Source organism: Corallincola platygyrae, assembly GCF_039544265.1.
GTDB lineage: Bacteria > Pseudomonadota > Gammaproteobacteria > Enterobacterales > Neiellaceae > Corallincola > Corallincola platygyrae.
Map to the genome: position 1 here is coordinate 94,432 of NZ_BAABLI010000006.1, position 21,205 is coordinate 115,636.

At 50.8% G+C, this 21,205-nt stretch carries 19 protein-coding genes; 7 read left to right on the forward strand and 12 right to left on the reverse strand.

What is annotated here, in order from left to right; genetic code table 11:
• Positions 1-63 precede the first annotated feature (63 nt).
• The 3 genes from ABEA14_RS04160 to ABEA14_RS04170 all read left to right on the forward strand — a co-directional run bounded on the left by ABEA14_RS04160 (position 64) and on the right by ABEA14_RS04170 (position 2,509).
• Positions 64-813 (forward strand): electron transfer flavoprotein subunit beta/FixA family protein, encoded by a 750-nt coding sequence (locus ABEA14_RS04160; RefSeq protein WP_345338603.1) that lies wholly within the window; start codon positions 64-66, stop codon positions 811-813.
• Complete coding sequence (locus ABEA14_RS04165; protein WP_345338604.1) at positions 813-1,763, forward strand: electron transfer flavoprotein subunit alpha/FixB family protein; 951 nt, start codon at positions 813-815, stop codon at positions 1,761-1,763. The genes ABEA14_RS04160 and ABEA14_RS04165 overlap by 1 nt, the downstream gene beginning before the upstream one ends.
• A 326-nt stretch (positions 1,764-2,089) precedes the next feature.
• A complete protein-coding gene (locus ABEA14_RS04170; protein ID WP_377776201.1) occupies positions 2,090-2,509 on the forward strand; it encodes a hotdog fold domain-containing protein in 420 nt (139 codons plus the stop codon).
• Positions 2,510-2,529: 20 nt separating this feature from the next.
• Here the strand turns inward: ABEA14_RS04170 and ABEA14_RS04175 are convergent, their stop codons facing one another.
• Positions 2,530-3,411, reverse strand: a complete 882-nt coding sequence (locus ABEA14_RS04175; RefSeq protein ID WP_345338653.1) for an AraC family transcriptional regulator — start codon at positions 3,409-3,411, stop codon at positions 2,530-2,532.
• 214 nt (positions 3,412-3,625) lie between these two features.
• On the opposite strand from ABEA14_RS04175, the gene ABEA14_RS04180 reads away from it, so the two are divergent.
• Positions 3,626-4,774, forward strand: a complete 1,149-nt coding sequence (locus tag ABEA14_RS04180) for an iron-containing alcohol dehydrogenase (RefSeq protein WP_345338606.1) — start codon at positions 3,626-3,628, stop codon at positions 4,772-4,774.
• 103 nt (positions 4,775-4,877) lie between these two features.
• Here the strand turns inward: ABEA14_RS04180 and ABEA14_RS04185 are convergent, their stop codons facing one another.
• Positions 4,878-5,564, reverse strand: a complete 687-nt coding sequence (locus tag ABEA14_RS04185) for a DUF4386 family protein (protein WP_345338607.1) — start codon at positions 5,562-5,564, stop codon at positions 4,878-4,880.
• A gap of 205 nt (positions 5,565-5,769) precedes the next feature.
• On the opposite strand from ABEA14_RS04185, the gene ABEA14_RS04190 reads away from it, so the two are divergent.
• Positions 5,770-5,985: a hypothetical protein gene (locus ABEA14_RS04190; protein ID WP_345338608.1), complete on the forward strand. Its 216-nt coding sequence runs from the start codon at positions 5,770-5,772 to the stop codon at positions 5,983-5,985.
• Between the two features lie 4 nt (positions 5,986-5,989).
• Here ABEA14_RS04190 and ABEA14_RS04195 read toward each other — a convergent pair whose 3' ends face one another.
• The 5 genes from ABEA14_RS04195 to ABEA14_RS04215 form a co-directional block, all read right to left on the reverse strand.
• Entirely contained in the window at positions 5,990-7,597 is a 1,608-nt protein-coding gene (locus ABEA14_RS04195) for a methyl-accepting chemotaxis protein (protein WP_345338609.1), read from the reverse strand.
• Between the two features lie 148 nt (positions 7,598-7,745).
• Positions 7,746-8,342, reverse strand: coding sequence for a glutathione S-transferase (locus ABEA14_RS04200; protein ID WP_345338610.1), 597 nt, complete (start codon positions 8,340-8,342; stop codon positions 7,746-7,748).
• 11 nt (positions 8,343-8,353) lie between these two features.
• Positions 8,354-9,022, reverse strand: coding sequence for a hypothetical protein (locus tag ABEA14_RS04205; protein ID WP_345338611.1), 669 nt, complete (start codon positions 9,020-9,022; stop codon positions 8,354-8,356).
• 158 nt (positions 9,023-9,180) lie between these two features.
• Positions 9,181-9,807: a DUF3239 domain-containing protein gene (locus tag ABEA14_RS04210; protein ID WP_345338612.1), complete on the reverse strand. Its 627-nt coding sequence runs from the start codon at positions 9,805-9,807 to the stop codon at positions 9,181-9,183.
• A gap of 41 nt (positions 9,808-9,848) precedes the next feature.
• Positions 9,849-10,475, reverse strand: a complete 627-nt coding sequence (locus ABEA14_RS04215; protein ID WP_345338613.1) for a lipoprotein intramolecular transacylase Lit — start codon at positions 10,473-10,475, stop codon at positions 9,849-9,851.
• A gap of 161 nt (positions 10,476-10,636) precedes the next feature.
• Here ABEA14_RS04215 and zntR point away from each other — a divergent pair, with 161 nt between their 5' ends.
• Together zntR and ABEA14_RS04225 are read left to right on the forward strand one after the other, a co-directional pair.
• Positions 10,637-11,065 carry a Zn(2+)-responsive transcriptional regulator gene (zntR, locus tag ABEA14_RS04220; RefSeq protein WP_345338614.1) on the forward strand — a complete coding sequence of 143 codons (429 nt, stop codon included), beginning with the start codon at positions 10,637-10,639 and terminating at the stop codon, positions 11,063-11,065.
• On the forward strand, positions 11,062-12,261 hold the full coding sequence (locus ABEA14_RS04225; RefSeq protein WP_345338615.1) for an SO_0444 family Cu/Zn efflux transporter: 1,200 nt from the start codon (positions 11,062-11,064) through the stop codon (positions 12,259-12,261). The genes zntR and ABEA14_RS04225 overlap by 4 nt, the downstream gene beginning before the upstream one ends.
• A gap of 84 nt (positions 12,262-12,345) precedes the next feature.
• Here the strand turns inward: ABEA14_RS04225 and ABEA14_RS04230 are convergent, their stop codons facing one another.
• The 5 genes from ABEA14_RS04230 to ABEA14_RS04250 all read right to left on the reverse strand — a co-directional run bounded on the left by ABEA14_RS04230 (position 12,346) and on the right by ABEA14_RS04250 (position 21,184).
• Positions 12,346-14,940, reverse strand: a complete 2,595-nt coding sequence (locus tag ABEA14_RS04230; RefSeq protein WP_345338616.1) for a DUF7151 family protein — start codon at positions 14,938-14,940, stop codon at positions 12,346-12,348.
• Between the two features lie 165 nt (positions 14,941-15,105).
• Positions 15,106-17,148: an acetoacetate--CoA ligase gene (locus ABEA14_RS04235; protein WP_345338617.1), complete on the reverse strand. Its 2,043-nt coding sequence runs from the start codon at positions 17,146-17,148 to the stop codon at positions 15,106-15,108.
• A gap of 40 nt (positions 17,149-17,188) precedes the next feature.
• Positions 17,189-18,088, reverse strand: coding sequence for a hydroxymethylglutaryl-CoA lyase (locus ABEA14_RS04240; protein WP_345338618.1), 900 nt, complete (start codon positions 18,086-18,088; stop codon positions 17,189-17,191).
• Entirely contained in the window at positions 18,081-20,300 is a 2,220-nt protein-coding gene (locus ABEA14_RS04245; RefSeq protein WP_345338619.1) for an acetyl/propionyl/methylcrotonyl-CoA carboxylase subunit alpha, read from the reverse strand. Before ABEA14_RS04245 ends, ABEA14_RS04240 begins: the two co-directional genes overlap by 8 nt.
• The gene (locus ABEA14_RS04250) at positions 20,297-21,184 is read right to left on the reverse strand and encodes an enoyl-CoA hydratase-related protein (protein ID WP_345338620.1); all 888 of its coding nucleotides are present in this window, start codon (positions 21,182-21,184) and stop codon (positions 20,297-20,299) included. Before ABEA14_RS04250 ends, ABEA14_RS04245 begins: the two co-directional genes overlap by 4 nt.
• Positions 21,185-21,205: the final 21 nt, after the last annotated feature.

The following is a 21,205-nucleotide window of genomic DNA, read 5'->3' on the forward strand; positions in this document are numbered from 1 at the left end:
TTAATAGTGGCAACTCGCTCATACAGCAGTAATCAAAAAGTAGCGGAACAAGCAGAGGCATGCATGAAGATATTGGTCGCGATTAAGCGTGTTATCGACCCTGGCGTCAAAGTAAGGCTTAAGCCCGATGGCAGTGGCGCTGAGCTTAACGGCGTAAAGATGGCTGTAAATCCATTTTGCGAAATAGCGGTAGAACAGGCCGTTCAACTAAAGGAAGCAGGCATCGCGTCAGAAGTCATTACTCTGGCGATTGGTGATAAGGCCAGTCAGGAGCAACTCAGAACTACACTGGCTTTGGGGGCTGATCGGGCTATTCATCTGGATGTAGAGCAAACGCTGGAGCCACTAAATATCGCAAAACTGCTGCGTATGGTGGTTGAGCGGGAAACCCCCGAAATTGTTTTGCTGGGTAAACAATCGATAGATGGCGACAACAATCAAACCGGGCAGATGCTGGCTGGGTTACTGGGTTGGTCGCAGGCAACGTTTGCTTCAAAGGTTGAAGTAAAAGAGCGCGGCGTAGAGGTTACGCGAGAGCTGGATACTGGCCTGCAAACACTGTCATTGAAGTTACCCGCGGTTATCACCACGGATCTGAGACTCAATACCCCCAGATTCGCCTCATTGCCAAACATCATGAAAGCCAAGCAGAAGCCATTGGAATCGGAGTCTGTGGATCTATCTGCGCTGAATATCAAAACTCACACCGAACTGCTTTCAATGCAGCCACCTGCTGTCAGGCAAGCGGGTGTAAAGGTGGGTAGTGTCGATGAGCTGGTAAGCAAGCTGACTAACGAAGCGGGGATATTCTAATGAGCACTTTGGTAATAGCCGAACTTCAATCTGGCGAGCTAAGCGATGCGACATTAAAAGCTATTTCAGCGGCGAACCAGCTTTCTCAGCAAACAGAGCTGTTGCTGTGGGGCGCCCAGGTGGCGGCACTCGCAGATGGTATGTCGACCTTACCCGTGGCAAAGATACGGATTATGGAAAGTGCTTCGCTGGAGCATGGATTAGCGGAGTCACTTGCTCCTGCTTTGGTTACTCTGGCGCGGGAGTATAGTTATCTGCTTGCTGGCGCCTCAACGTTTGCGAAGGACCTGCTGCCCCGCGTCGCTGCGTTATTGGATGTGGGCATGTTGTCTGATGTCGTGGCATTTGAGGATGATGACGTTTTTGTTCGCCCCATGTATGCAGGCAATGCCATGGCGAGAGTGAAAAGCCATGACGATATAAGAGTGCTGACCGTTAGAGGATCAGCTTTTGCGTTACCTGAAGCCGCCACCGCGGCGCCAACTGTCGAAATGGTTGCGGCAGATATCACCGCGCTGGTTTCTCAAAATCAACTCTCCAGCTTTGTAGGCGAGCAGGTAACTGAGAGTGAGCGCCCAGAGCTAGCCAGCGCAAAAGTCGTCGTATCAGGCGGACGTGGGCTGCAAAGCGCAGAGCAGTTTGGTTTGGTTGAGCAGTTAGCTGACCATCTGGGGGCTGCGGTTGGTGCATCTCGCGCCGCAGTAGACGCAGGATTTATCGGCAACGATTTTCAGGTGGGCCAGACAGGGAAGATTGTTGCGCCAGATCTGTATATTGCACTGGGTATTTCAGGGGCGATCCAACATATTGCCGGCATGAAAGACGCTAAGGTAGTGGTTGCGGTGAACAAAGATCCTGAAGCACCAATTTTCGACGTCGCGGATTACGGCTTAGTGGGCGACCTGTTTGATGTGGTACCGCAGTTGATAGAGAAGCTGCCTGGGAAGTAATACTGGCATGTTCATGAATACCCCTCTCCTAGGAGAGGGGTATTCATCCTATCGAAGAGACCCATCATCTCAATCTTATCCCCAAGGGAGAATAGGATAAGATTCTCAAGTTCAGCTAAGCGGATTCCTCTGCTAATCAAAACCCTCTCCTAAGAAAATTTTGCCTCAACCTGTGGGGCGTATGCCCATCCACCTCTATTTGCATGTATTGCCAAAGCTGCTACGCTAACACATCGGACCAGTTTGAAAATAAGAATAAATATAAGGAGTTCCGGGTGGCTGAGAATTACGTTCTAAAAAGCTTTCGCAAACTTAAGTACCTACCTATGGGGGACTGGCTGTTCGGAAAAGTGATAAGCCGTCGCGCTCCCTATTTCGGAACCATCAGCCCTCGCATTACTAATGTTCGCCCGGGTATGTGTGAATGCCTGATCAAAAAGCGTCGTGGTGTCGAAAATCATATTGGCACAGTGCATGTCATTGCGATTGCCAATGGCCTGGAGATGGCAATGGGGACGATGGCTGAAGCATCGATCCCAAAACACTTGCGATGGATCCCCAAGGGCATGACCCTGGATTACACCGCCAAAGCGGGGTCTGATATTCGTTGCGTGGCTGAAGTCGATCAGTCTGCCTGGCAGCCGGGTGACATGCCCGTGACTGTGACAGCATACGATGTGAACGATACCGTAGTGGTGAAGGGCACGATCAATCTTTGGATCTCAGAAAAGCCTAAGAAATCCTAACGTGCTTTTGCACAAAACTATTAGCCGATAGCAAGCGCCCCTGGTGTCTGATTAAAGTGCCGTTTGAACTCGCGACTAAACTGAGATGGGCTCACGTAACCCACTTGCCGAGCGGCATCAGCCGCTCTTTGCCCCTGATTAATAATCAACTCTTTGGCTTTAGCCAAACGTACCTTCTTCAGATATTGCAAAGGCGACTCCAGGGTGACATCTCTGAATGCGCGGTGGAACGCTGACACACTCATATTTGCCTCTTCGGCCAGGTGGTCCACGGTAATTTGCTGCGCGTAATCGCTATGAACCCGGGTCAGTGCTTTGGCGATACGGGCATAGTGACCATCAAACTGTGCCAGCCCCATCAGAGTATGACTTTGTGGGCCGATCAGAATTCGATAGATGATCTCTTCGACGATCATCGGGCCGAGGATCTTGCCATCGGTTGGATGCATCAAGGCTTTCAGCAAGCGCTCTACGGCATTGAGCATCGCCGGGTCCATCTTGTCAGATTGCAGTCCACACTGGTTTTGCATTTTAGCCGCGCGCTCTCTGCTGCTGGATGGTGTAGAGGGCATAGATTGCAGTTGATTAACTAAGCGGTGCAGCAGAGCCGGGGGGATATCAATGGACAATCCCAACAGCGGCTGATCATTTTCGGCGATGGCTTCACACTCAAGGGGCAGCGGCACCCCCAAAACCAGATAATCTCCCGGTCCATAGGCAACGGCGTGTTCGCCCAAGTGCACCATTTTTCTGCCTTGCCCCATAATGATAATGCCCGATTGATAAAGCAGTGGCTGACGAGCGCTACTCTTTGCGGCGCGATAGAAATGCACACCTTCAATGGTTGTGCTGGTCGCGCACTCGAGTGACTCAAGGCCTGCGTAGGTGACATATTGATTCATTAAGTTAGACAGCTGCATACTTCGCCCGCCAGTAGGTGAGGAGTTGGTAAAATACCTGCAGCGATAGAAATAGGCAATATAAAGGTAGGTATTAACCTTTATCGATGCTCTTGCTGCGACTAATATGCATCTCGAGATTTGAGCTGGCCAACCACCTTTTATCGTTTGGCCATCTGCCATCAAACCAGTTTTGATAGAAATGAGGACGAGTTTCATGCAATTTTCTTATGTAAACCCAACGCAAATTCAGTTCGGCCAGGGCCAAATCGCATCTATTCCTTCACTATTGCCAGCAGACGCCAAGGTATTGGTTATCTACGGCGGTGGTTCAATTAAGCGCAACGGTGTTTACGACCAGGTAAAAGAAGCGCTGAAAGATATTCCTTGGCAGGAGTTCTCGGGCGTTGAACCAAACCCAACTAAAGAGACCCTGGATAAGGCGGTCGCCATTGTTAAGTCTGAAGGTATCAACTTCATCTTGGCTGTGGGTGGCGGTTCCGTCATCGACGGCTCTAAGTATGTTGCTGCCGCATCCCATTACGATGGCGAAGGTTGGGATATTCTGGAAGGCAAACACCAGGTAACAACTGCGGTGCCTTTGGCCGCGGTATTGACCCTGCCGGCGACGGGCTCCGAGTCAAACATGGGTGCGGTTATTACCCGCGCAGAAACCCACACCAAACTGGCGTTCCTGGCTCCAGCAGTACAGCCTAAGTTTGCTGTTATGGACCCAGATGTGATGAAAACGCTGCCAGAGCGCCAACTGGTGAACGGTATTGTTGATGCCTGGGTTCACGTCTGTGAGCAGTATTTGACCTTCCCAGCCGATGCTATGGTGCAGGACGGTTACGCTGAAGCGCTGCTGAAGAACCTGAAGAGATTAGGTGAACAGTTTGCAGATCGTGATAACGATAGCTGGCGCGCCAACCTGATGTGGACTGCTAACCAAGCATTGAATGGTTTGATCGGTGCTGGCGTAGCACAGGACTGGGCGACCCATATGATCGGCCACGAACTGACCGCGTTATACGGTGTTGATCACGCCCGCTCGTTAGCTATTGTGCAGCCGTCACTGCTGCGTAACCAGATGGCGACTAAGCAGGGTAAAGTTGAGCAGATGGGCCGCAATGTATTCGGTCTGGCTGACGGCGATGATTTAGCCGAACGCACTGTGCAAGCTATCGAAGCCTTCTTCCACAGCCTGGATGTTGCAACTCAGCTCACTGAACATGAATCTTCAAAAGCGGAAGCGATTGACGCTATCGTCGGTCAACTGGAGCAAAACGGCATGGTAGCGCTGGGCGAAAGCCAGGCAATTACTCTGAATGAAAGCCGTCAGATCCTGGAAAAAGCGGTAGCTTAAGCATGCTCTCGGTCAATCCATCGGTTAACTTCTGAGTAAAAGAGTATCTTGGTAAGAAGAAGCCAGCCCTAGTTGTATATACAATTGGGCTGGCTTTTTGCGTTTAAACTTTTGCTGGAGAAACCGCTGTTTCTTGATGAGAATTGAAGCCTTTAAAAATCAACCACAAGCCTAGCAGTAACTGACTCAAGGCCAGCGGCGCAATCAGCATAAAATCTACTTTCAGGCCAAACAGCGGACGGCTGACAGAGCTTAGCTGGGACAGCACGGCGAGTATGCCAAACCCCGCCAGTAGCATTGGGATCAAACGGTATCTGAATAGCACCAGATAGAAGGCCAGTAGCATCAGCCCAGACATAATCAATCCGATATAGTGCGCCCAGTTGCGGTAAGCAGCAAACAGTGAGGGTAATGCCTGTATGGTGGATTGGCTGGTGGGATCTGCCTGTGCCAATGTTTGACTGAAGGATACCAGTGCCATGGTGTTGATATTTTCCACCAATACTAACGTAACGCTGATACAGACCAGCATCATATAGCCACGTGCCAACACTGGGTTGTGGGCTTTGAATGTGCCGTATGCCAGATTGGCGACAGTCAGAGATACCAGGCTACCGAACACTGCCAGCAATACAGACGCGCCGATATGGTTGGCGACCTTGGCGCCATTAACCGCAAACCCGGGTTCGCCGTAGAGTGGGGCGGTCAGTGCAAAGTTGACATATATGCCCAATACCAGTTGGAGCAACACGAGTGCCCCTATCCATCTTCCCACGTTGGTTTTTTCCATTGCTAAGCTACCCACATCTAATTTACTTGGCTTGTTTCATGCCATTTAAGCGCCAAAACTGTGTTTTATCGAGCGGGACATGTAACAACTAATTAACAAATGGCCTGGGGCGATAAAGATTAATCTAAATCAGCAAGAGTTGAGGTCAGTTGTGATGAACTGATGCTGGTAGGCGTGGATACACTGGGGCGAGAAAGAGATGTCAATGTCGAGTCAAACACTAAATCGCGTGCTCTGGGGCCTTTGTGGGCTAGGGGCGCTATTGGTATGTGTGGGTTTGGCGATGGCGATCTGGACGGATATCAGCGTTACCATGGGTGTAAAGGGGATACTGATTATCAGTCTGACCATAGGTGCAGGCCTGTTCCTTCTGATTCCCTCCAAGATCTACCTGACCTTGCTACTGATGAAAAACAAGTAAACTGCTAAAGCTTGTATTGTCTGATCATCTCATCGAGGGAATGCACCAGCTTAACCACTCGTTCGCTGATCTCATTGTCAATCGCTGAATCTTCAGCGGACGACTCCGCAATGTCGTTGATGTCAGAGATATGTTTGGTCAGGGATTCCATCGCACTGCGCTGATCTGATGCCGCATCAAATACCTGCGCATTCAGGGTATTTATCTCTTTGGTTTGGTCCGCGATTGTCTGCAGCGTCTGTGCTAATTGCTCAATACTACCTGCTGAATCAGAGGCTGCTGTATTGGCGTTCGCCATAATTGTCACTGCGCGGTCCGATTCGGCTTTAAGCTCGGTGATGATGGTGTTGATCTCCTGGGTTGAGTCATGGGTGCGATTGGCCAGCGCACGCACTTCGTCGGCAACCACGGCAAAGCCACGTCCCTGTTCACCGGCGCGGGCTGCTTCAATGGCAGCGTTAAGCGCCAGCAGGTTAGTTTGCTCGGCAATGGAAGTAATAACGCTGAGCACACTGGCCATGTTTTCTGAGCGCTGTTCAAGTGCTGCAATTGTATCTGCGCCAGAGGCGACGGAAGCGACCAGTTCCCGGATCTCGGCCACAACCGCGTGGGCAGCATCAGTGCCTTGCTCGGCTTGGGATTGGGCACTGGTTGAGCGCTCAACGGTAAACTCTGCATTTTGTTTGACGCTTTCGGCTGCTTGCTCCATTTGACCAACCGAGCCGACCATCATGCCGCTGTCCTGCTTCAGTTTCTGAACGGCTTTATCTGTCGAGACCGCAGTAGCACGAAGGTCTTCAGCTGTTTGGGTTAACTCGGAAGAGTTGCTGCGAAGCTGTTCAAGGCTGGTTTTGAATGTTTGAGTCAGCTTGGCCAGCGACAGGCTAAGCTCACCAATCTCATCATTTCTGTGCAGATCAAATTGGGTTGTGAGGTCGTTATGATCGGCGCTGGCGGAGAGCGCACGCCGCAAGCTGTTAAGTGGTACGGTGACGTAATGGCGGAATACATATGCCAGTAAAACCAGTCCGATGCCAAATACAACTGCAAGAATACCGACCTGGCGCCACATCGACATATTGATACTGCTGTAGGTCTCCTCCATTGAATAGGAGACGCGTACTGCGCCGGCAATATCTCCTTCTTTGCTTTTAAAGTGACAGGTCAGGCAGTTAATACCGTTGTGGTCTTGCTTCATTACAATCGGATTTACCAGGGTAAAAACTGGGAGTCCGTCAACTGAGGTTTGCTCCAGCACTTTTTTACCCGTCAGTGCCAGCCGATCCCATTCATCTATCGGGGCTGCGTCCTCCATGCCAGGGCCATAGATTAAGGTGATGGCTTCGCTCCTTATCAGTCGAAGCTCAACAATGTTCTCCTGGGAGCGCATTTTGTCCTGCAGTATTTTTCTTTGCGCCATGCCTCCGCTGAGCATCAAGGTGTTGATTGCTTCAAAGTAGCTTTCACTGAAGGTATTGATATGGTCAATCGCCATCTCATCAACGAGGGCACGTTCGTGTTGATAGCTGTAGAGCATGGTGATGGCGAGAAGAAGCAGGCCAACACTGGCCATGGTGATGTATAAACGAGCGGCGATGGTGAGGCTTTTCATGGAAAACCCTGTCTTCCTTCAGGGGCTACCACTAAACACCGAGATAGCTAAGTTGTCAGTTTATTCACCTCTTAAACATAGTTAAACAGCCTCAATCTGCCATCTAAGTGGCGGTGATTATTCATGAAATAATTGCGATGCTATCAACCTAGACGTTCTGCCAATCAGAGGCATGAGTTGTTGCTTGCTGCATCAAAGGCCAGCTGATTAGCGATCGCTGATAGTCGCCAGCGTTGCCAGTCAAATGAAGCCCATAACTCGCCAGGCGATAGGCCATCAATGCGTAGAACGCGTCGACCATGGACGGCTTTTCGAACATAAAGGGACCGTTTGCGCCAGCAAATATCGCTTCCAAACGCGCGAGTTCATGGCTTAGTGCAGGTGTCAGTTCTACTGTTTTTGGTTTGCCTAGGTGAAAAGGGCACGTGCCACGAAGCTGCTGAAACCCTGCATGAAGCTCCGCGCACAAACTTCTGGCGATGGCTCGGTTTGTAGGGTCGTCAGGGAGTAATTTACCCCCAGATTTTTCGTTCAGATATTCAGCAATCGCCAGTGAATCATGAATAGCTGTATCGCCGTCATAGAGCACTGGTACCTGACAGGTGGGGGAGAGAGGCGAGAGTTGCTGTTTGTAATCGGGTGCAGCCAAATCAATCACGGTTTCATCGGCAGATAACTCCGCTATTTGAAGGCAAAGCCACACCCGTAGTGACCACGTGGATTCAGTACCAACAACTAATTTCACTACAAGCCCCCCTAAATCGTTTGCGACAGACGAGTGGGCTGTGGTTGTGTGCGCACCAAAGCAATCCCAAGCCAGATAAACCAGATAATTTGGCTTAGCCCAAACAGCTCTTTGAACAGATCCAATGGGATCAGCGTTAAAACTCCAAATGCGCCGACGACAATGCCAAGAATATTTAGGGCTTTTGAGAGAGTCGCTGTCTTGAACATAGCGACGCTGATTAGCAGAACCCATAGCGCGCCGACCAGCTCAATGCCGCCGCCCAGCGCATCTCTGACAATCGAAAATGCTATCCAGACCGAACGGGTCTGCTCTGGCTCTTCGGCTTTCAGTTCCAACACAGTTTGCATACCTATGTTGGCGACCATTCCAGCGGAAATAATGATGGCAACCCAAATTACGCCAAACAGGGTCGCAGTCTGTGCCAGTGCTGGCGTGTTCTCTTTAGCCTTTGAATAGGTGGCTTGGACTAGCAGTGCCAAAGCAATACCAAACACAAAGTACCCGATGAGGTTCATCACAGTAAAAGAGGTTTGCTGTGATTCAATGTAGTCGAGCTTGATTGGCCAACTGGCATCGGAAGGAAAGTCCAACACCGCGCCGTAAAAGATAAACATTATTATGTATGTAAGTGCGCAAACAATGGCAGCAATACCGCCAATTTTCTGTAGCTTTTCCATGCTTCTTCCCCTGAATTATCAATTCGTTGTTATTGTTGTTCGTGTTTTTAGGTGCTTTATGGCGCCGCTTTCACCGCCATCAAAAGTATGTCACAGGGTTATCCGCCTACAAGGAGGTAAACTGCAACAGGGCTTGATAACTTGTTAGAAAATATGTGCTAGCGGGATGTTGTGCACCAGTCGCTGTCTGCAATGTGCACGCGATAAAGGCCGGGTGAGTAGGGCTTAGTCAGTTGGCTGACACCACTTTCTATATCCTCCCATTGCTCGTCCGAATACCGAGCAATTTCACGCCGGATCTCGCTTCGGTCATCGGTGGCGTAATCAATAGGGATCGGCTCAAAATCCACCCAGTGATTGATGAAGGACTCTCCATCATCATCTTCGTGTGCTTCATAAACCGCAATGGTGCCAATACGATCGCCAACTCTTACAAACTTACTTGGCTTGTACTCAATAACTTTGATTACAGGATAGTCACCGCCGAACTTTGCCAGGTTGGTTGATACGGCTACCAAGGTAGGGTTCTTAGAGATCACGATGCCACCATTGGAGTCGGCCGTGAAATGCTCGGATGCGGCAATCCAGTAATACCAGTTCATATAACAGGCTACAGGCACAAAAAGAAATGCAATCTTGGTAACAAAGAAGCCGAACAGAACCGAGGTTAAAAGGAACAGGACCAGAGAAATAATCTTCTTCCTATCATGTTTGAACCAAACACCTGGTTTGAAACTTATCATTCCAGGTGTTGACGCAAACGTGTCGTTGTCTAATGTGTGCATTTTCTTTTCGTGCATATAGTTTGCGGTTCTCGTGGTACTTCCTAGTGCTGATCGGTTGTTGACTGTTCTATCGGTTGTTTTCCGCTGCTCAGCCTGAGCCACTGCCAAATAATCAGGTTTGCAGCGGTGGTGACGCTGATGATGTAGATGGTACTGATCCTAAAGAAGGTCTTGGGCATAAAGTACCAGGAGCTATCAGCCCGGTTGTTTTTCCACATCAGGTTATCGAATATCAGTGGATGGAATACCTCTTTCCAGAAGGTATTAAACACGGGGATCACCAGAAGGAGAGAGACAACAAATAGGGTGTTAAATTTGGCGGCTTTTCGAGTGCAATCCTTGTTGGCAAATGCGAGTAGCAACAACAAGGCCACAGGAAACCCCCACACCATACGGTCGTAGATCCCGCGTACTTCCAACAGATGGCGTTTCTCTTTGTTTGTCCATTTTCGGCCTAGTTTCTGCCTGTCATGGCGCCAAAATTCGACCAGTTCGGTGATTCTGCTCTCCAGCCATGCTGGGCTACGTGCTTTGCATCGGCCGTGAAAATTACATGCTGTGTGGTAGCTATTTGGAGTGTAAATAACCGACGCCAGGGCTGGGTAAAAAGTCGCATAGAACAGCGCTACAGCTAATAATGCTGTTCGTCCTCGATTAAGCCAGTCCATCGCGTTACTTCACTCCCATACACTCGTTATCCGGTCAGTATACCGATAGATATTTTTCTGCATAGATGGATAAAAATGAACTGAGGTGTTGACCTTGGACCTAACTCTAGGGTTTAAGATTAAGTTATGAAAACTAGATATCTGTCGTTGAGCATTTAGCTATGTACAAGATTGGTGAGTTATCCCGGCAAACCGGGTTAAGTAATGACACATTGCGCTATTACGAGAAGATGGCGTTAATCACGCCTGCGACCCGCACAGAAGCAGGCTATCGGCTTTACGATGAGTCCAGCTTATCCCGCTTGAAATTCATTCAACAGGCTAAATATGTCGGTTTTTCATTGGAGGGCATCAAAGAGCTGCTCTCTATGAGGTTGGATAAATCGCACCACTCTTGTGGTGAAGTAAAGCAGCTAACTGAAGATAAACTGGTTGAGATTGACAATAAAATTGAAGAGTTGCTACGGATAAAACAGGCCCTGCAAGTGATGAATGATGCCTGTTGTGGCGGTGCGGTTTCAGCCGAGCATTGTTCGATCTTACAGGCGCTCGAAACCGGTGAGCCAGTTAAGCGGGAGGGCCATTTATGAACCAAAGCATGAGCTTTTTCGACAACCTGCTGGATCTGTTTATCGAATCTGCGCCATGGCTATTGCTGGGCTTTATTGTCGCAGGATTAATTAAGAGCTTTATCCCGGCTGATTTTATGAGCCGACACTTGGGCGGAAAAGGTGTCTGGGCAACCATTAAAGCGGCAGTTATCGGCGCACCTTTACCATTGTGCTCATGCGGAGTCGTTCCTGCGGCACTTGGACTGCGCCGTAATGGCGCCTCCAAAAATTCCACTGTGTCGTTTCTGGTGGCTACGCCGGAAACAGGCGTAGATTCGATAGCTGTGACGTATGCCTTATTGGGGCCAGTGATGGCAGTTGTGCGGCCAATTGCTGCTATATCCAGCGGCATTCTGTCTGGCGTGCTGGTTGGTAAAGCAGAAGCTTCTGAAAAGGCCGAGCAAACTCAAACGGCTTCAAGTTGCTGCAGTAGCAAAAGTAGTGGATGTGGCGCCAAGGATGTTGTTGAAGCCTTGCCAAGCACAAGAACAAGCACCAGCACCAGCACCCGGCTGATTTCCGGCGTGAAGTTTTCTTTTCATGACATGCTTAAAGATATTGCCTTCTGGTTGCTGATTGGCCTGGTATTCGCAGCAGCGGTCAAGACCTGGGTGCCTGCAAGCTTTTTGGCGCAGTGGGGCAGTGGTTTTCTTGCCTTTGTCGTAATGGCGTTGATAGGTGTGCCCATGTATATCTGCGCAACGGCATCAACCCCTATTGCTGCAGGCCTATTGATGGCGGGTGTCTCCCCCGGTGCTGTGTTGGTATTTATGATGGCAGGCCCAGCCACTAATCTGGGAACACTTGCAATTGTTGGTCGCGAACTCGGCCGCCGCGCACTTGTCGCTTATTTGAGTGGTGTCGTAATTGCCAGCTTCTTCTTTGGGTATCTGCTAAATGCCTTGGTTGACGCACAGGGGTGGAATATTGTCGGGGCGGCTCACGAACATATGGCATCTGAGAGCCTGCTGGCACAGATCAGTGCTTTGATACTCGGTGCAGCGATACTGCGTGTGGTATGGATTGATTTTCGCGATAGATATCTGAGGGCTTCAGCTAAGGAAAGCGGTTGTTGTGCCAGCGATGCAGCGTCTCAGGAAAAGGCCACAGAAAAAGCTCAAGCCAAATCGGGATGTTGCGCTGGAAACCCTGATAGTAAAGGTGGTTCCTGCTGATCTTGAACCAAACCTGTTTAACGTTAGACGCAAAAAAGCACCCAGAAGGGTGCTTTTTACTTTGAAACGGAGGAAGGGCCGTTGCTAATAGAGGTTCACGACAGGGAGGTTATCTCCCGTTTCGCTCTCTTCATCACCCAGGTAATCTTCATACCAGTCTGGTTGACCAAGCACGGAATATTCGCCCTCGCCAAAACATTTCACGGTGTCATCACTAAGTAACACGCATGTTTGACTGCCGTTTCCTGAAATCGCCTTAACCGACAGTCCGGTGCCAAAATCTAAGCTGGCTAAGGCATCACCCATTTCGCTGAGGGGATCAACCAGATCGACACCAAACTCGTCTTTACCATCACCAATGTCATGGTCGGTACCATCAGCGATGTAACCACCGTCCCCCCAGCACTTTACCTGGTCATTGTTAAGAAGGGCGCAAACGATATAGAAGCCTATAGACACATCAACAGCGTATAAGCCCGTGCCTAACTCAATGGGTAAGAGATCGTCACCCATCTCATCGTCATCATCGCCTAGGTTAAGCTCAGAGCCTTGGCCAAGCGCTCCATCAAAATTGCGCCCCCAACATTTGAGGTCGTCGTTGTCAAGAATGGCGCAGGTTTTTCTGTAGCCCGAGAATACCTTTTTGGCAGTGCGGCCAGTACCAAGATCTACATTGGGTAGATCGTCGCCCATCTCTGAGACACCGGGGGCCAAGTCTACGTTAAGTTCATCTTTGCCATCTCCGCGATGATTGGAGTCACCCAAGCCAAGTTGACCATAACTATTACTTCCCCAACACTTTACGTGGCCGCCGGTGACAACGACGCATGCGTTTAGATAACCGACAGATAACTGCTCTGCCTTTACGCCGGTGCCTAAGTCAATGGCTGTAAGCGCATCGCCCATTTCAGCTCCACCGGCGTCGCCAATATCACCGGTTGCTTCGTGACCTAATCGACCGTTACTGTTGGAACCCCAGCATTTTACTTCCCCCTCTTCAGAGAGCGCGCAGGCATGATCATTACCTACCTCAACCTGAATTGTTGTAAAGCCAGAGCCCAAGTCAATAGCGTTCATGTTGTCGCCGAGTTCAGCTGCACTGTCACCGTAGGTCGAGCCCCATGTCGCAGTGTCGACACCAAAATTGTTTGAATAACCGACACACTTCACTACGTTACCTGGGAATAGTGCACAAGAGATATATTCGCCAACGGACACTTGCAGCGGAACTTGGCTTCCGAATTGAGCTGCGTCCAGGTTTTCGCCCATCTCTTCGTGTTCATCGCCAAGTTCTTGGTCGTTTAAGTGGAAAAATGTGTTGTTATCACCATAGCCAAAGCATTTTGTCAGGCCATCTTGAGATGTCACACATGTGCCATAGCTGCCGCCTTCCAGAGTCTTAGCTACAGGCATAATCACAAGGTCAGTTGAATCCGTTCCACCACCGACATAAGTAGTCAGGTCGTCGATGGAAACATTTATCGTCTCTCGCTCTTCAGCAAGGCTGTCATCAACAATAGTGATATTGACCGTGGTAGAGGTCGCACCTGCTGCAAACACGGCATCTGCAGTGACATAGTCATCGTCTTCAGTGGCATCGCTGCTGCTAAAGCTTAAAGGCAAAGTGAGTTCTTCACAGGTTGCTTGAGTTAGCTGGAGTTCTAATGAAGCTGTGCCCGCATCTTCGTTAACAAAATAGGTTGATTCAGCAAAGTTAACTTCGTTGATATCAAGATCCTGGCTGATGATGCCAAAGGCTGAGACAGTGGTGCCGCCACTGAGCTGAAGCAGGAAATACTCGTCACACTCATAGGTGCTGTCATCGAGAAGGTTTACGTCGATGGTTTTGGTTGTTTCACCAGCCAGAAATGTCAGTTTCCCCGCAGTTGCCTGGTAATCACTGCCGCTGGTAGCTGTCACGTTTACCGTACCGTAGGTAAATGTTTTATCGACAGCCTGTGCCTCGCGCATATTGACGGTAAAGGTGAGAACCGAATCGGCTTCAGCAAGTGTTGCATCGCTAACGGAAAGCAGGTCATTGGCATTTTCGCCATCTTCACCAGGAGCACCGTCAGTACCATCAGCTCCGTCAGAGCCATTTGACCCATTTGAACCGTCGGCGCCATCAGAACCATCCACACCATCTTGACCCGGTGCACCGTCTGAGCCATCAGCACCATCTAATCCATGGCAAACATATTCGCTGGAGGTGACTTCGTCTTCCTCTAGCATGCTGTTTTGATTTAGGTCCAGGCCCGCTTCAACTAATAGGCCGCCATTGGCACAGTTGGAACCTGCTGGCTCCGCCGCGATGTTTAGAAGCGCGCTGGTGCCATCTTCTCCGTCTGCGCCATCTGCACCATCAGCACCGTCTTGACCGGGATCGCCATCTTGGCCATTAGTACCGTCGGTACCATCACTGCCGTCAGCACCGTGACATACGATACGAGTCTCAGTGATCTCATCGGCATCCAATACGCCGTTGCCGTTGTTGTCTAAACCGAGGTCAATACTAACACCACCGTTAGGGCAGGTGTCGCCGCCGGTTTGTAGTTCCGACGTTTCGGTGAAAACGGATCGCGTTGTGATTTCGGTTGGGCTTGAGTCGGAGCCACCGCCACATGCGGTAAGCAAACAGCTAAGTGCGCTGACGACTATCAGGGGTGATTTGATGTACATCCACTGCTACCTGTGTAGTTCCAATTTTTAATTAGCTTGGGGCGTTGGTAACGCTACCATAATTTCCTGCTAAGCGTTAAAAATATGTTACTACAATGTAAATCTAGTGGGCAGTTTAAACGTCTATTTATTGACTCTAATAGCGTCAAATATTCGTTGCACTGCTTAACACTGAAGTTCAGGTAGGTCCTTGAACAATGCCAGCGCTTTTGGATTCGCCAAAGCATCTGTGTTGGTGACTGGCTCCCCCATAACAACCTGTTTTACAGCCAGCTCAACCAGTTTGCCACTGATAGTACGAGGCAGTTCCGAGACCGCGATAATCTTGGCTGGCACGTGCCGGGGAGTCGTGTTATCGCGTATCTGTTTGCGGATCTTCTGCTCCAGAATATCGCTCAGTTTCAAGCCTTGTTTCAGTACCACAAACAACACCACGCGCTGGTCATCCTGCCAGGGCTGGCCAATGGCCAGACTCTCTTCAACTTCATGCAGTTGTTCAACCTGGCGATAGATCTCAGCCGTTCCAATGCGGACGCCACCTGGATTTAACACCGCATCTGCACGACCATAGATAATCAGTCCGTTTCTTGGCGTGATTTCGGCGTAATCGCCATGTGCCCAGATATTACAGAAGCGGTCGAAATAGGCGTCGTGGTACTTCTGACCATGGGGCATCTGTGAGCAATCATCTCCCCAGAAACCCACTGGCATTGAGGGGAAAGGATGGCAGCAAACCAGTTCGCCTTTTTTGCCAAATAGCGCGTGGCCATCACTATCAAACACCGCGACATCCATGCCAAGTCCAAGGCTCTGTAGTTCACCTCGATAGACGGGTTGAGTAGGGTTGCCTAACGCAAAACAGGAGACGATATCGGTACCGCCAGAAATAGAGGAGAGACACACCGAGCTGCTGATGCTTTGATAGACATAATCATAGCTGGTGGGGGCAAGGGGAGAGCCGGTACTCATTATCAGTTTCAGGTCTGGTAGCGCGTTCTCTTTACCCGGTTCGTAACCTGACTTTTCGAGTGCTGAAAGGTACTTGGCACTGGTGCCAAATGCGGTGATCTGTTCTTGCTCAGCAATCTGCCACAAGGTACCGGGTTGATTCAGTGGGTTGCCATCAAACAGTATCAGGGTCGCACCACCAGCCAGTCCGGATACCAGCCAGTTCCACATCATCCAACCACAGGTAGTGAAGAAGAACAGCGTATCTTCATGGGTTAGATCGCAATGCAGCAAGTGCTCTTTTCGGTGTTGAAGCAGCGTGCCACCAACCCCATGAACGATACATTTTGGGCTACCTGTGGTGCCAGAAGAGTAGAGCACAAACAAGGGATCATTAAAGCTACAGGGGTGAAACTCTGGTTGTGTGACATTGTGGTCCATAAAGCTCTGGAAATAGGTCGCCAGCCCATCCTGTTCGGTTTCAGGAAGGTAAGCATCTGCTTTAATAAAGTTGGTCTGTACCAGCTTGTTTAAGCTAGGCAGCGCGTTGGCAACGGCAGAAACCTTTTCATGCATGGGGATCACTTTGCCGCCGTATTCATAGGCATCCACAGTGAATAGCACTTTAGGTTGTGTCTGACCAAAGCGATCTAACACGCCTTTGATACCAAAATCTGGTGAGCAACTGGTCCATATTGCGCCTTGAGCCGCAGTCGCCAACATGGCAATCACAGTCTGTACCGAATTTGGCATATAGCCGGCAACGACATCGCCGGGGCCGACACCAGCGTCAATCAAACCTTTTTGCACCTTGGCCACATGGCGGCGCAGTTCGGCGTAGGTCACTTCAGTTCGCCACCCCTGAACACCCGCATCACCATAGGCAACAAGCGCAGGGCGGTCAGAGATCAGGTCATCACCTTCTGGTGAATAGTTTTCAAAGCCAGCAGGATAGAGCAGGTTTTCAGCGTAATTCAGCTGTGCATCGGGAAACCAGGTGGCACCGGGCATGCGTTCTGCTTCAAGCAGATAGGGACCCTGACCCATGTCGCCACGCACCTCGCAGAACAGCCAGATTGATTGCCAGAAACGCTCTGGCTCTTCAATGCTCCAGCGATGGAGTTGGTCATAGTCCTGCAACGCCAACTGATACTGGTTGTTCACCCAGCGACGAAACTTGTCCATGGCACTGGCAGAAATTTGTTCTTTTGTCGGTTGCCAGATCGGTTTGTCGCTTTTTGCTTTGGCTATTGTGCTCATGGTCGGTTAACGCATCCCAAAAGGGTGATGTCCCTATTAATTAGATTGAGTTTTTCGCGCTAAGTGCGAGATTGACTCTGGATTGAGGCGGTTTATTTAATGCGTTAGAAATGAACTGGCCCGCTTCCACTAACAAAGGTAGTTCTACACCACTGGGCATGCCTAGTCCGTCCAGTAGGAAAATCAGCTCTTCGCTTGCAAGATTGCCTGATGCACCCGGCGCATAAGGACAACCACCCAGTCCCGCCACCGATGCATCGACAGTGCGAATGCCCATCTCGAGCGCAACACAGACATTCGCTAGGGCTTGTCCGTAAGTATCGTGAAAATGCACCGCCACGGCATTGGCCGGGATCTCCGCCAGTACCGCCTGCAGCATACGTTTGATTTTGTTTGGCGTGCCCACGCCTATGGTGTCACCCAGGGATATCTGATAGCAGCCTGCCCGATAAAGGGAGTACGCCAGTTCTGCCACATCAGCAGGATCGGTGTCACCTTCGTAAGGGCAGGCGATAGTGGTTGAGACGTAACCACGCACAGGCAGGTCCAACGATTTCGCATGGCTGGCTAGCTCAGAGAATTGCTCGAGGCTTTGTTGTCTGTCCATGCCGATATTGTTAAGACAAAAGGTGTCGCTGGTGGCGGTAAACAGCGCAACCGCATCCGCATTGGCATCAATGGCCTGCTGCAAGCCGCGGCTGTTGGCAGCCAAAGCGGAAAAACGTGCGGTAGTGTTTGTCGGCAGTTGGGCAAACAGCTTATCGGTATCTGCCATTTGTGGGACACGTTTCGGGTTTACAAAACTGCCCACTTCAATCTGTTTGCAGCCTGATGCCAGGAGTTTTTCAATCAGGGTTGCGCGGGTTGCCAATGGCAGTGGCGTTTCTCCCTGCAGACCGTCCCTGGGGCCCACTTCAACCAGATGCACGCGATCACTCATGGCTGCTGTGCTCCGACAATTTGGAGTCGTTGGACACACTATCATTGGCCAAATGTTTGCCTGCAGAAACGCTAAGCAGGGGCGCGCCACGCTCGACGGTATCACCGGGTTTATAACTGATGGCTTCTACTGTCCCGGCTGCAGGCGCTTTAATTTGATACTCCATCTTCATCGCTTCCATCACCATCAGCAGTTGTCCGGACTCGACCTGTTCTCCCTCGCTAACCTCTACCGTCACCACCGTGCCGTGCAGTGGCGCCGAAAGGGCCGCACTACCATCGTCTGCTGCGTTGTTGTCGACCTGATGCTCAAAGCTTGCCCCCGTTAACCACTGGCTGCGTTCGCCAGTCTCGCAGTGGGTCAGCACTCTGTTTTCATTATCAACAACGCCATCGCTGTCACAAACACTGCTTGTCTGAAACCGCTGACTTTGCTTGGCGTCATCGATGAGTATGAACTGGCCATTTGGCTGTGCTTTAACGCGATAACAGATTGGCTCTACTAGAGATGAACTCTGGAATGCATTTTTTGACCGTAGCTGAGAAGGCAACTCGCCAAGCATCCAATGTTGCTCAGTGCCATCAGCCATTAACTCAAGACTAAAACGGCGCGGCGATGATTGCGGATAAACACCGTCTTTGCTTAGTGCCAGTTGTATCAGATACTGTTTCCCGCCCGAGAGCCTGAAGCCGTTTAAACCCTCCAAATCACCCTTAGACCTGCAGTGCATCGCTTCGGCGAGTGCGGCAGCATGCCAGGTGGTGTCGGACAGACTGTCGCTGCCCAATTGGTCAAGAATTGCTGTGTGTTCGAGAAAGGAAGTATTCAGGCCAGGCGACAGCTCATGTGCGTTGTCGTCGCTCGCTGAGAATACGGGGTGCGCCAATACCTGTTGCAGCAGATTTAGGTTATTGGCAACGCCAGCGATCTCTGTTTGTGCCAGAGCTGTCAGCAGGCCTCCGGCGGCATCTGCGCGAGTATCAGCGTGGACAATCAGTTTCGCCAACATTGAATCGTAATCCGGCGGCACTGAGTCACCCTGTTCAAAGCCGCTGTCGACACGAACGACAGTGTTGCTTGTTGCAGAAGTTGAGTTCAGGCTATCGAAACAGGGCACAAGCGACGCCTGATGCGGCCATTTGAGTCTATTGAGCTTGCCGCTGCAGGGGAGGAAGTTCTCGCTTGGGTCCTCAGCACATATCCGCACCTCAATGGCATGACCGCTGGTCTGCAACTGATCTTGTATTAGCGTCAGCAATTCACCCGAGGCGATCTTTAACTGCCAATCCACCAGATCAACACCAAACACCAACTCGGTGACCGGATGTTCTACCTGAAGGCGGGTGTTCATCTCCATAAAGTAGAATCGATGCTCGCTGTCGAGCAAAAACTCCACGGTGCCAGCTCCCCGGTAGTTAATCGCTTTGGCGGCACGCACCGCGGCTTCGCCCATCGCCTGACGTGTCTGGTCGCTTAAGCCCGGAGCCGGCGCTTCTTCAACCACCTTTTGATGGCGACGTTGAACTGAGCAATCGCGGTCACCCAGATACACCGCGTTACCATGTTGGTCCGCCAGGATCTGCACCTCAACATGACGTGGCGCTTGCAGGTAGGGCTCGAGCAATACTTTGTCATCACCAAACGCGGCTTTGGCTTCTCGTTTAGCACTGTCCAGTTCGGTAGCAAACTGGTTGGCATCGGCGACAATACGCATTCCACGACCACCGCCGCCACAGGTGGCCTTAATCAGTAGTGGGAAGCCAAGCTTGCCTGCTTCCGCCGAAAGCGTCTCCAACGATTGATCCTCACCGCGGTAATCTTGCAGCACCGGAACCCCAGCATCCGCCATAATCGCTTTGGCGTTGGCTTTGTCACCCATAGCGTCTATCGCATCTGCTGAAGGTCCAACAAAATGGATATTCGCCTTCTCGCATAGGCTGGCAAACGCCGCGTTTTCACTTAAAAAGCCGTAGCCGGGATGGATCGCCGTGATCTCCAGTTGCTGGGCCAGCGCAATGATGGCCTGCTGGTTGAGATAAGAGTGCTCTGGCGCCGGCTCGCCAATCAGATGGGCTTCGTTGGCCAGGCGAACATGGCGTGCATTTGCATCTGCTGAAGAATAGATGGCAACTGTATGCCAGCCTGCCTGTTTGGCGCTGGAAATGACTCGACAGGCGATCTCGCCTCGGTTAGCAATCAACAGTCGCTTCACAGCTTATCTCCGTTCAGTTGCCAGTTGGCAGGTCGTTTTTCGAAAAAGGCGGCCAGCCCCTCTTTTGCTTCTCTGTCGCTGCGGATCAAAGACAGCTTTTCAGCGGTGACATCAGCAAGGGTGTCGTTGATGGGGTGATCGGCAATTTGCCGCAACAAGGCTTTGCCCTGGCGTTGTGCCTGAGGTGCGTTTTGCAGCAGTTTTAGCAACCAGTCTTCTGCTTCCGAAAGTAGCGAATCTGAGGAATAAACCGCGTGACCCAGTTGCAGCGAAAGCGCCGTTTCTGCATCGATTATCTCTGCGGTGAGCAGGTATCGGCTCAGTTGTCTGTGTCCCATGGTACGAAGCAGGTAGGGGCTGATGACTGCGGGTATCAGGCCAAGCTTTACTTCACTCAAACAGAACCTGGCATCATCACCTAGTAGTGCGATATCACAGCAGCAGATAAGACCCAAAGCGCCACCAAAAGCAGCGCCCTGAACCAGCACCAGTGTGGGGGTGGGAAAGCTGTCTAATACGCGCATCAGTTGCGCCAGTAGCCGGGCATCCTGAAAGTTATCTTCCTGAGAGGCTTCTCCCATCTGACGCATATCATCAAGGTCTGCACCGGCACTGAACATTTGGCCCTCAGCATCTAGCATCAGGACTCGCACGCCGGGGTGGTCCGCAAACAGCTCTATCGCTTGAACCAGTTCCTGCATCGTCTGGCGGTTGAAAGCGTTTCGCTTTGCGGTGCGATCCAAGGTGATACGCGCCACACCGCGATGGTCGATGCCGCAGCGGATATGTTCAAATTGCTGGTTTATATCCATGATTACCTCTGATGCGTTGCTGCAAGGGCTTTTAGGCAGCGCACACTCTGTATTCGCCTCTACATGCGCCATTACGTGCGCTCCTACATGCGC

Excerpts from the sequence above, each read along its gene's own strand:
- ABEA14_RS04215 (WP_345338613.1), bottom strand. The coding sequence starts at position 10,475 with ATGGACTGGCTTAATCGAGGACGAACAGCATTATTAGCTGTAGCGCTG.
- ABEA14_RS04205 (WP_345338611.1), bottom strand. The coding sequence starts at position 9,022 with ATGGAAAAGCTACAGAAAATTGGCGGTATTGCTGCCATTGTTTGCGCA.
- ABEA14_RS04210 (WP_345338612.1), bottom strand. The coding sequence starts at position 9,807 with ATGCACACATTAGACAACGACACGTTTGCGTCAACACCTGGAATGATA.
- ABEA14_RS04160 (WP_345338603.1), top strand. The coding sequence starts at position 64 with ATGAAGATATTGGTCGCGATTAAGCGTGTTATCGACCCTGGCGTCAAA.
- ABEA14_RS04225 (WP_345338615.1), top strand. The coding sequence starts at position 11,062 with ATGAACCAAAGCATGAGCTTTTTCGACAACCTGCTGGATCTGTTTATC.
- ABEA14_RS04165 (WP_345338604.1), top strand. The coding sequence starts at position 813 with ATGAGCACTTTGGTAATAGCCGAACTTCAATCTGGCGAGCTAAGCGAT.
- ABEA14_RS04180 (WP_345338606.1), top strand. The coding sequence starts at position 3,626 with ATGCAATTTTCTTATGTAAACCCAACGCAAATTCAGTTCGGCCAGGGC.
- ABEA14_RS04250 (WP_345338620.1), bottom strand. The coding sequence starts at position 21,184 with ATGGCGCATGTAGAGGCGAATACAGAGTGTGCGCTGCCTAAAAGCCCT.
- zntR (WP_345338614.1), top strand. The coding sequence starts at position 10,637 with ATGTACAAGATTGGTGAGTTATCCCGGCAAACCGGGTTAAGTAATGAC.
- ABEA14_RS04235 (WP_345338617.1), bottom strand. The coding sequence starts at position 17,148 with ATGAGCACAATAGCCAAAGCAAAAAGCGACAAACCGATCTGGCAACCG.
- ABEA14_RS04185 (WP_345338607.1), bottom strand. The coding sequence starts at position 5,564 with ATGGAAAAAACCAACGTGGGAAGATGGATAGGGGCACTCGTGTTGCTC.
- ABEA14_RS04190 (WP_345338608.1), top strand. The coding sequence starts at position 5,770 with ATGTCGAGTCAAACACTAAATCGCGTGCTCTGGGGCCTTTGTGGGCTA.
- ABEA14_RS04170 (WP_377776201.1), top strand. The coding sequence starts at position 2,090 with ATGGGGGACTGGCTGTTCGGAAAAGTGATAAGCCGTCGCGCTCCCTAT.
- ABEA14_RS04240 (WP_345338618.1), bottom strand. The coding sequence starts at position 18,088 with ATGAGTGATCGCGTGCATCTGGTTGAAGTGGGCCCCAGGGACGGTCTG.
- ABEA14_RS04195 (WP_345338609.1), bottom strand. The coding sequence starts at position 7,597 with ATGAAAAGCCTCACCATCGCCGCTCGTTTATACATCACCATGGCCAGT.
- ABEA14_RS04175 (WP_345338653.1), bottom strand. The coding sequence starts at position 3,411 with ATGAATCAATATGTCACCTACGCAGGCCTTGAGTCACTCGAGTGCGCG.
- ABEA14_RS04230 (WP_345338616.1), bottom strand. The coding sequence starts at position 14,940 with ATGTACATCAAATCACCCCTGATAGTCGTCAGCGCACTTAGCTGTTTG.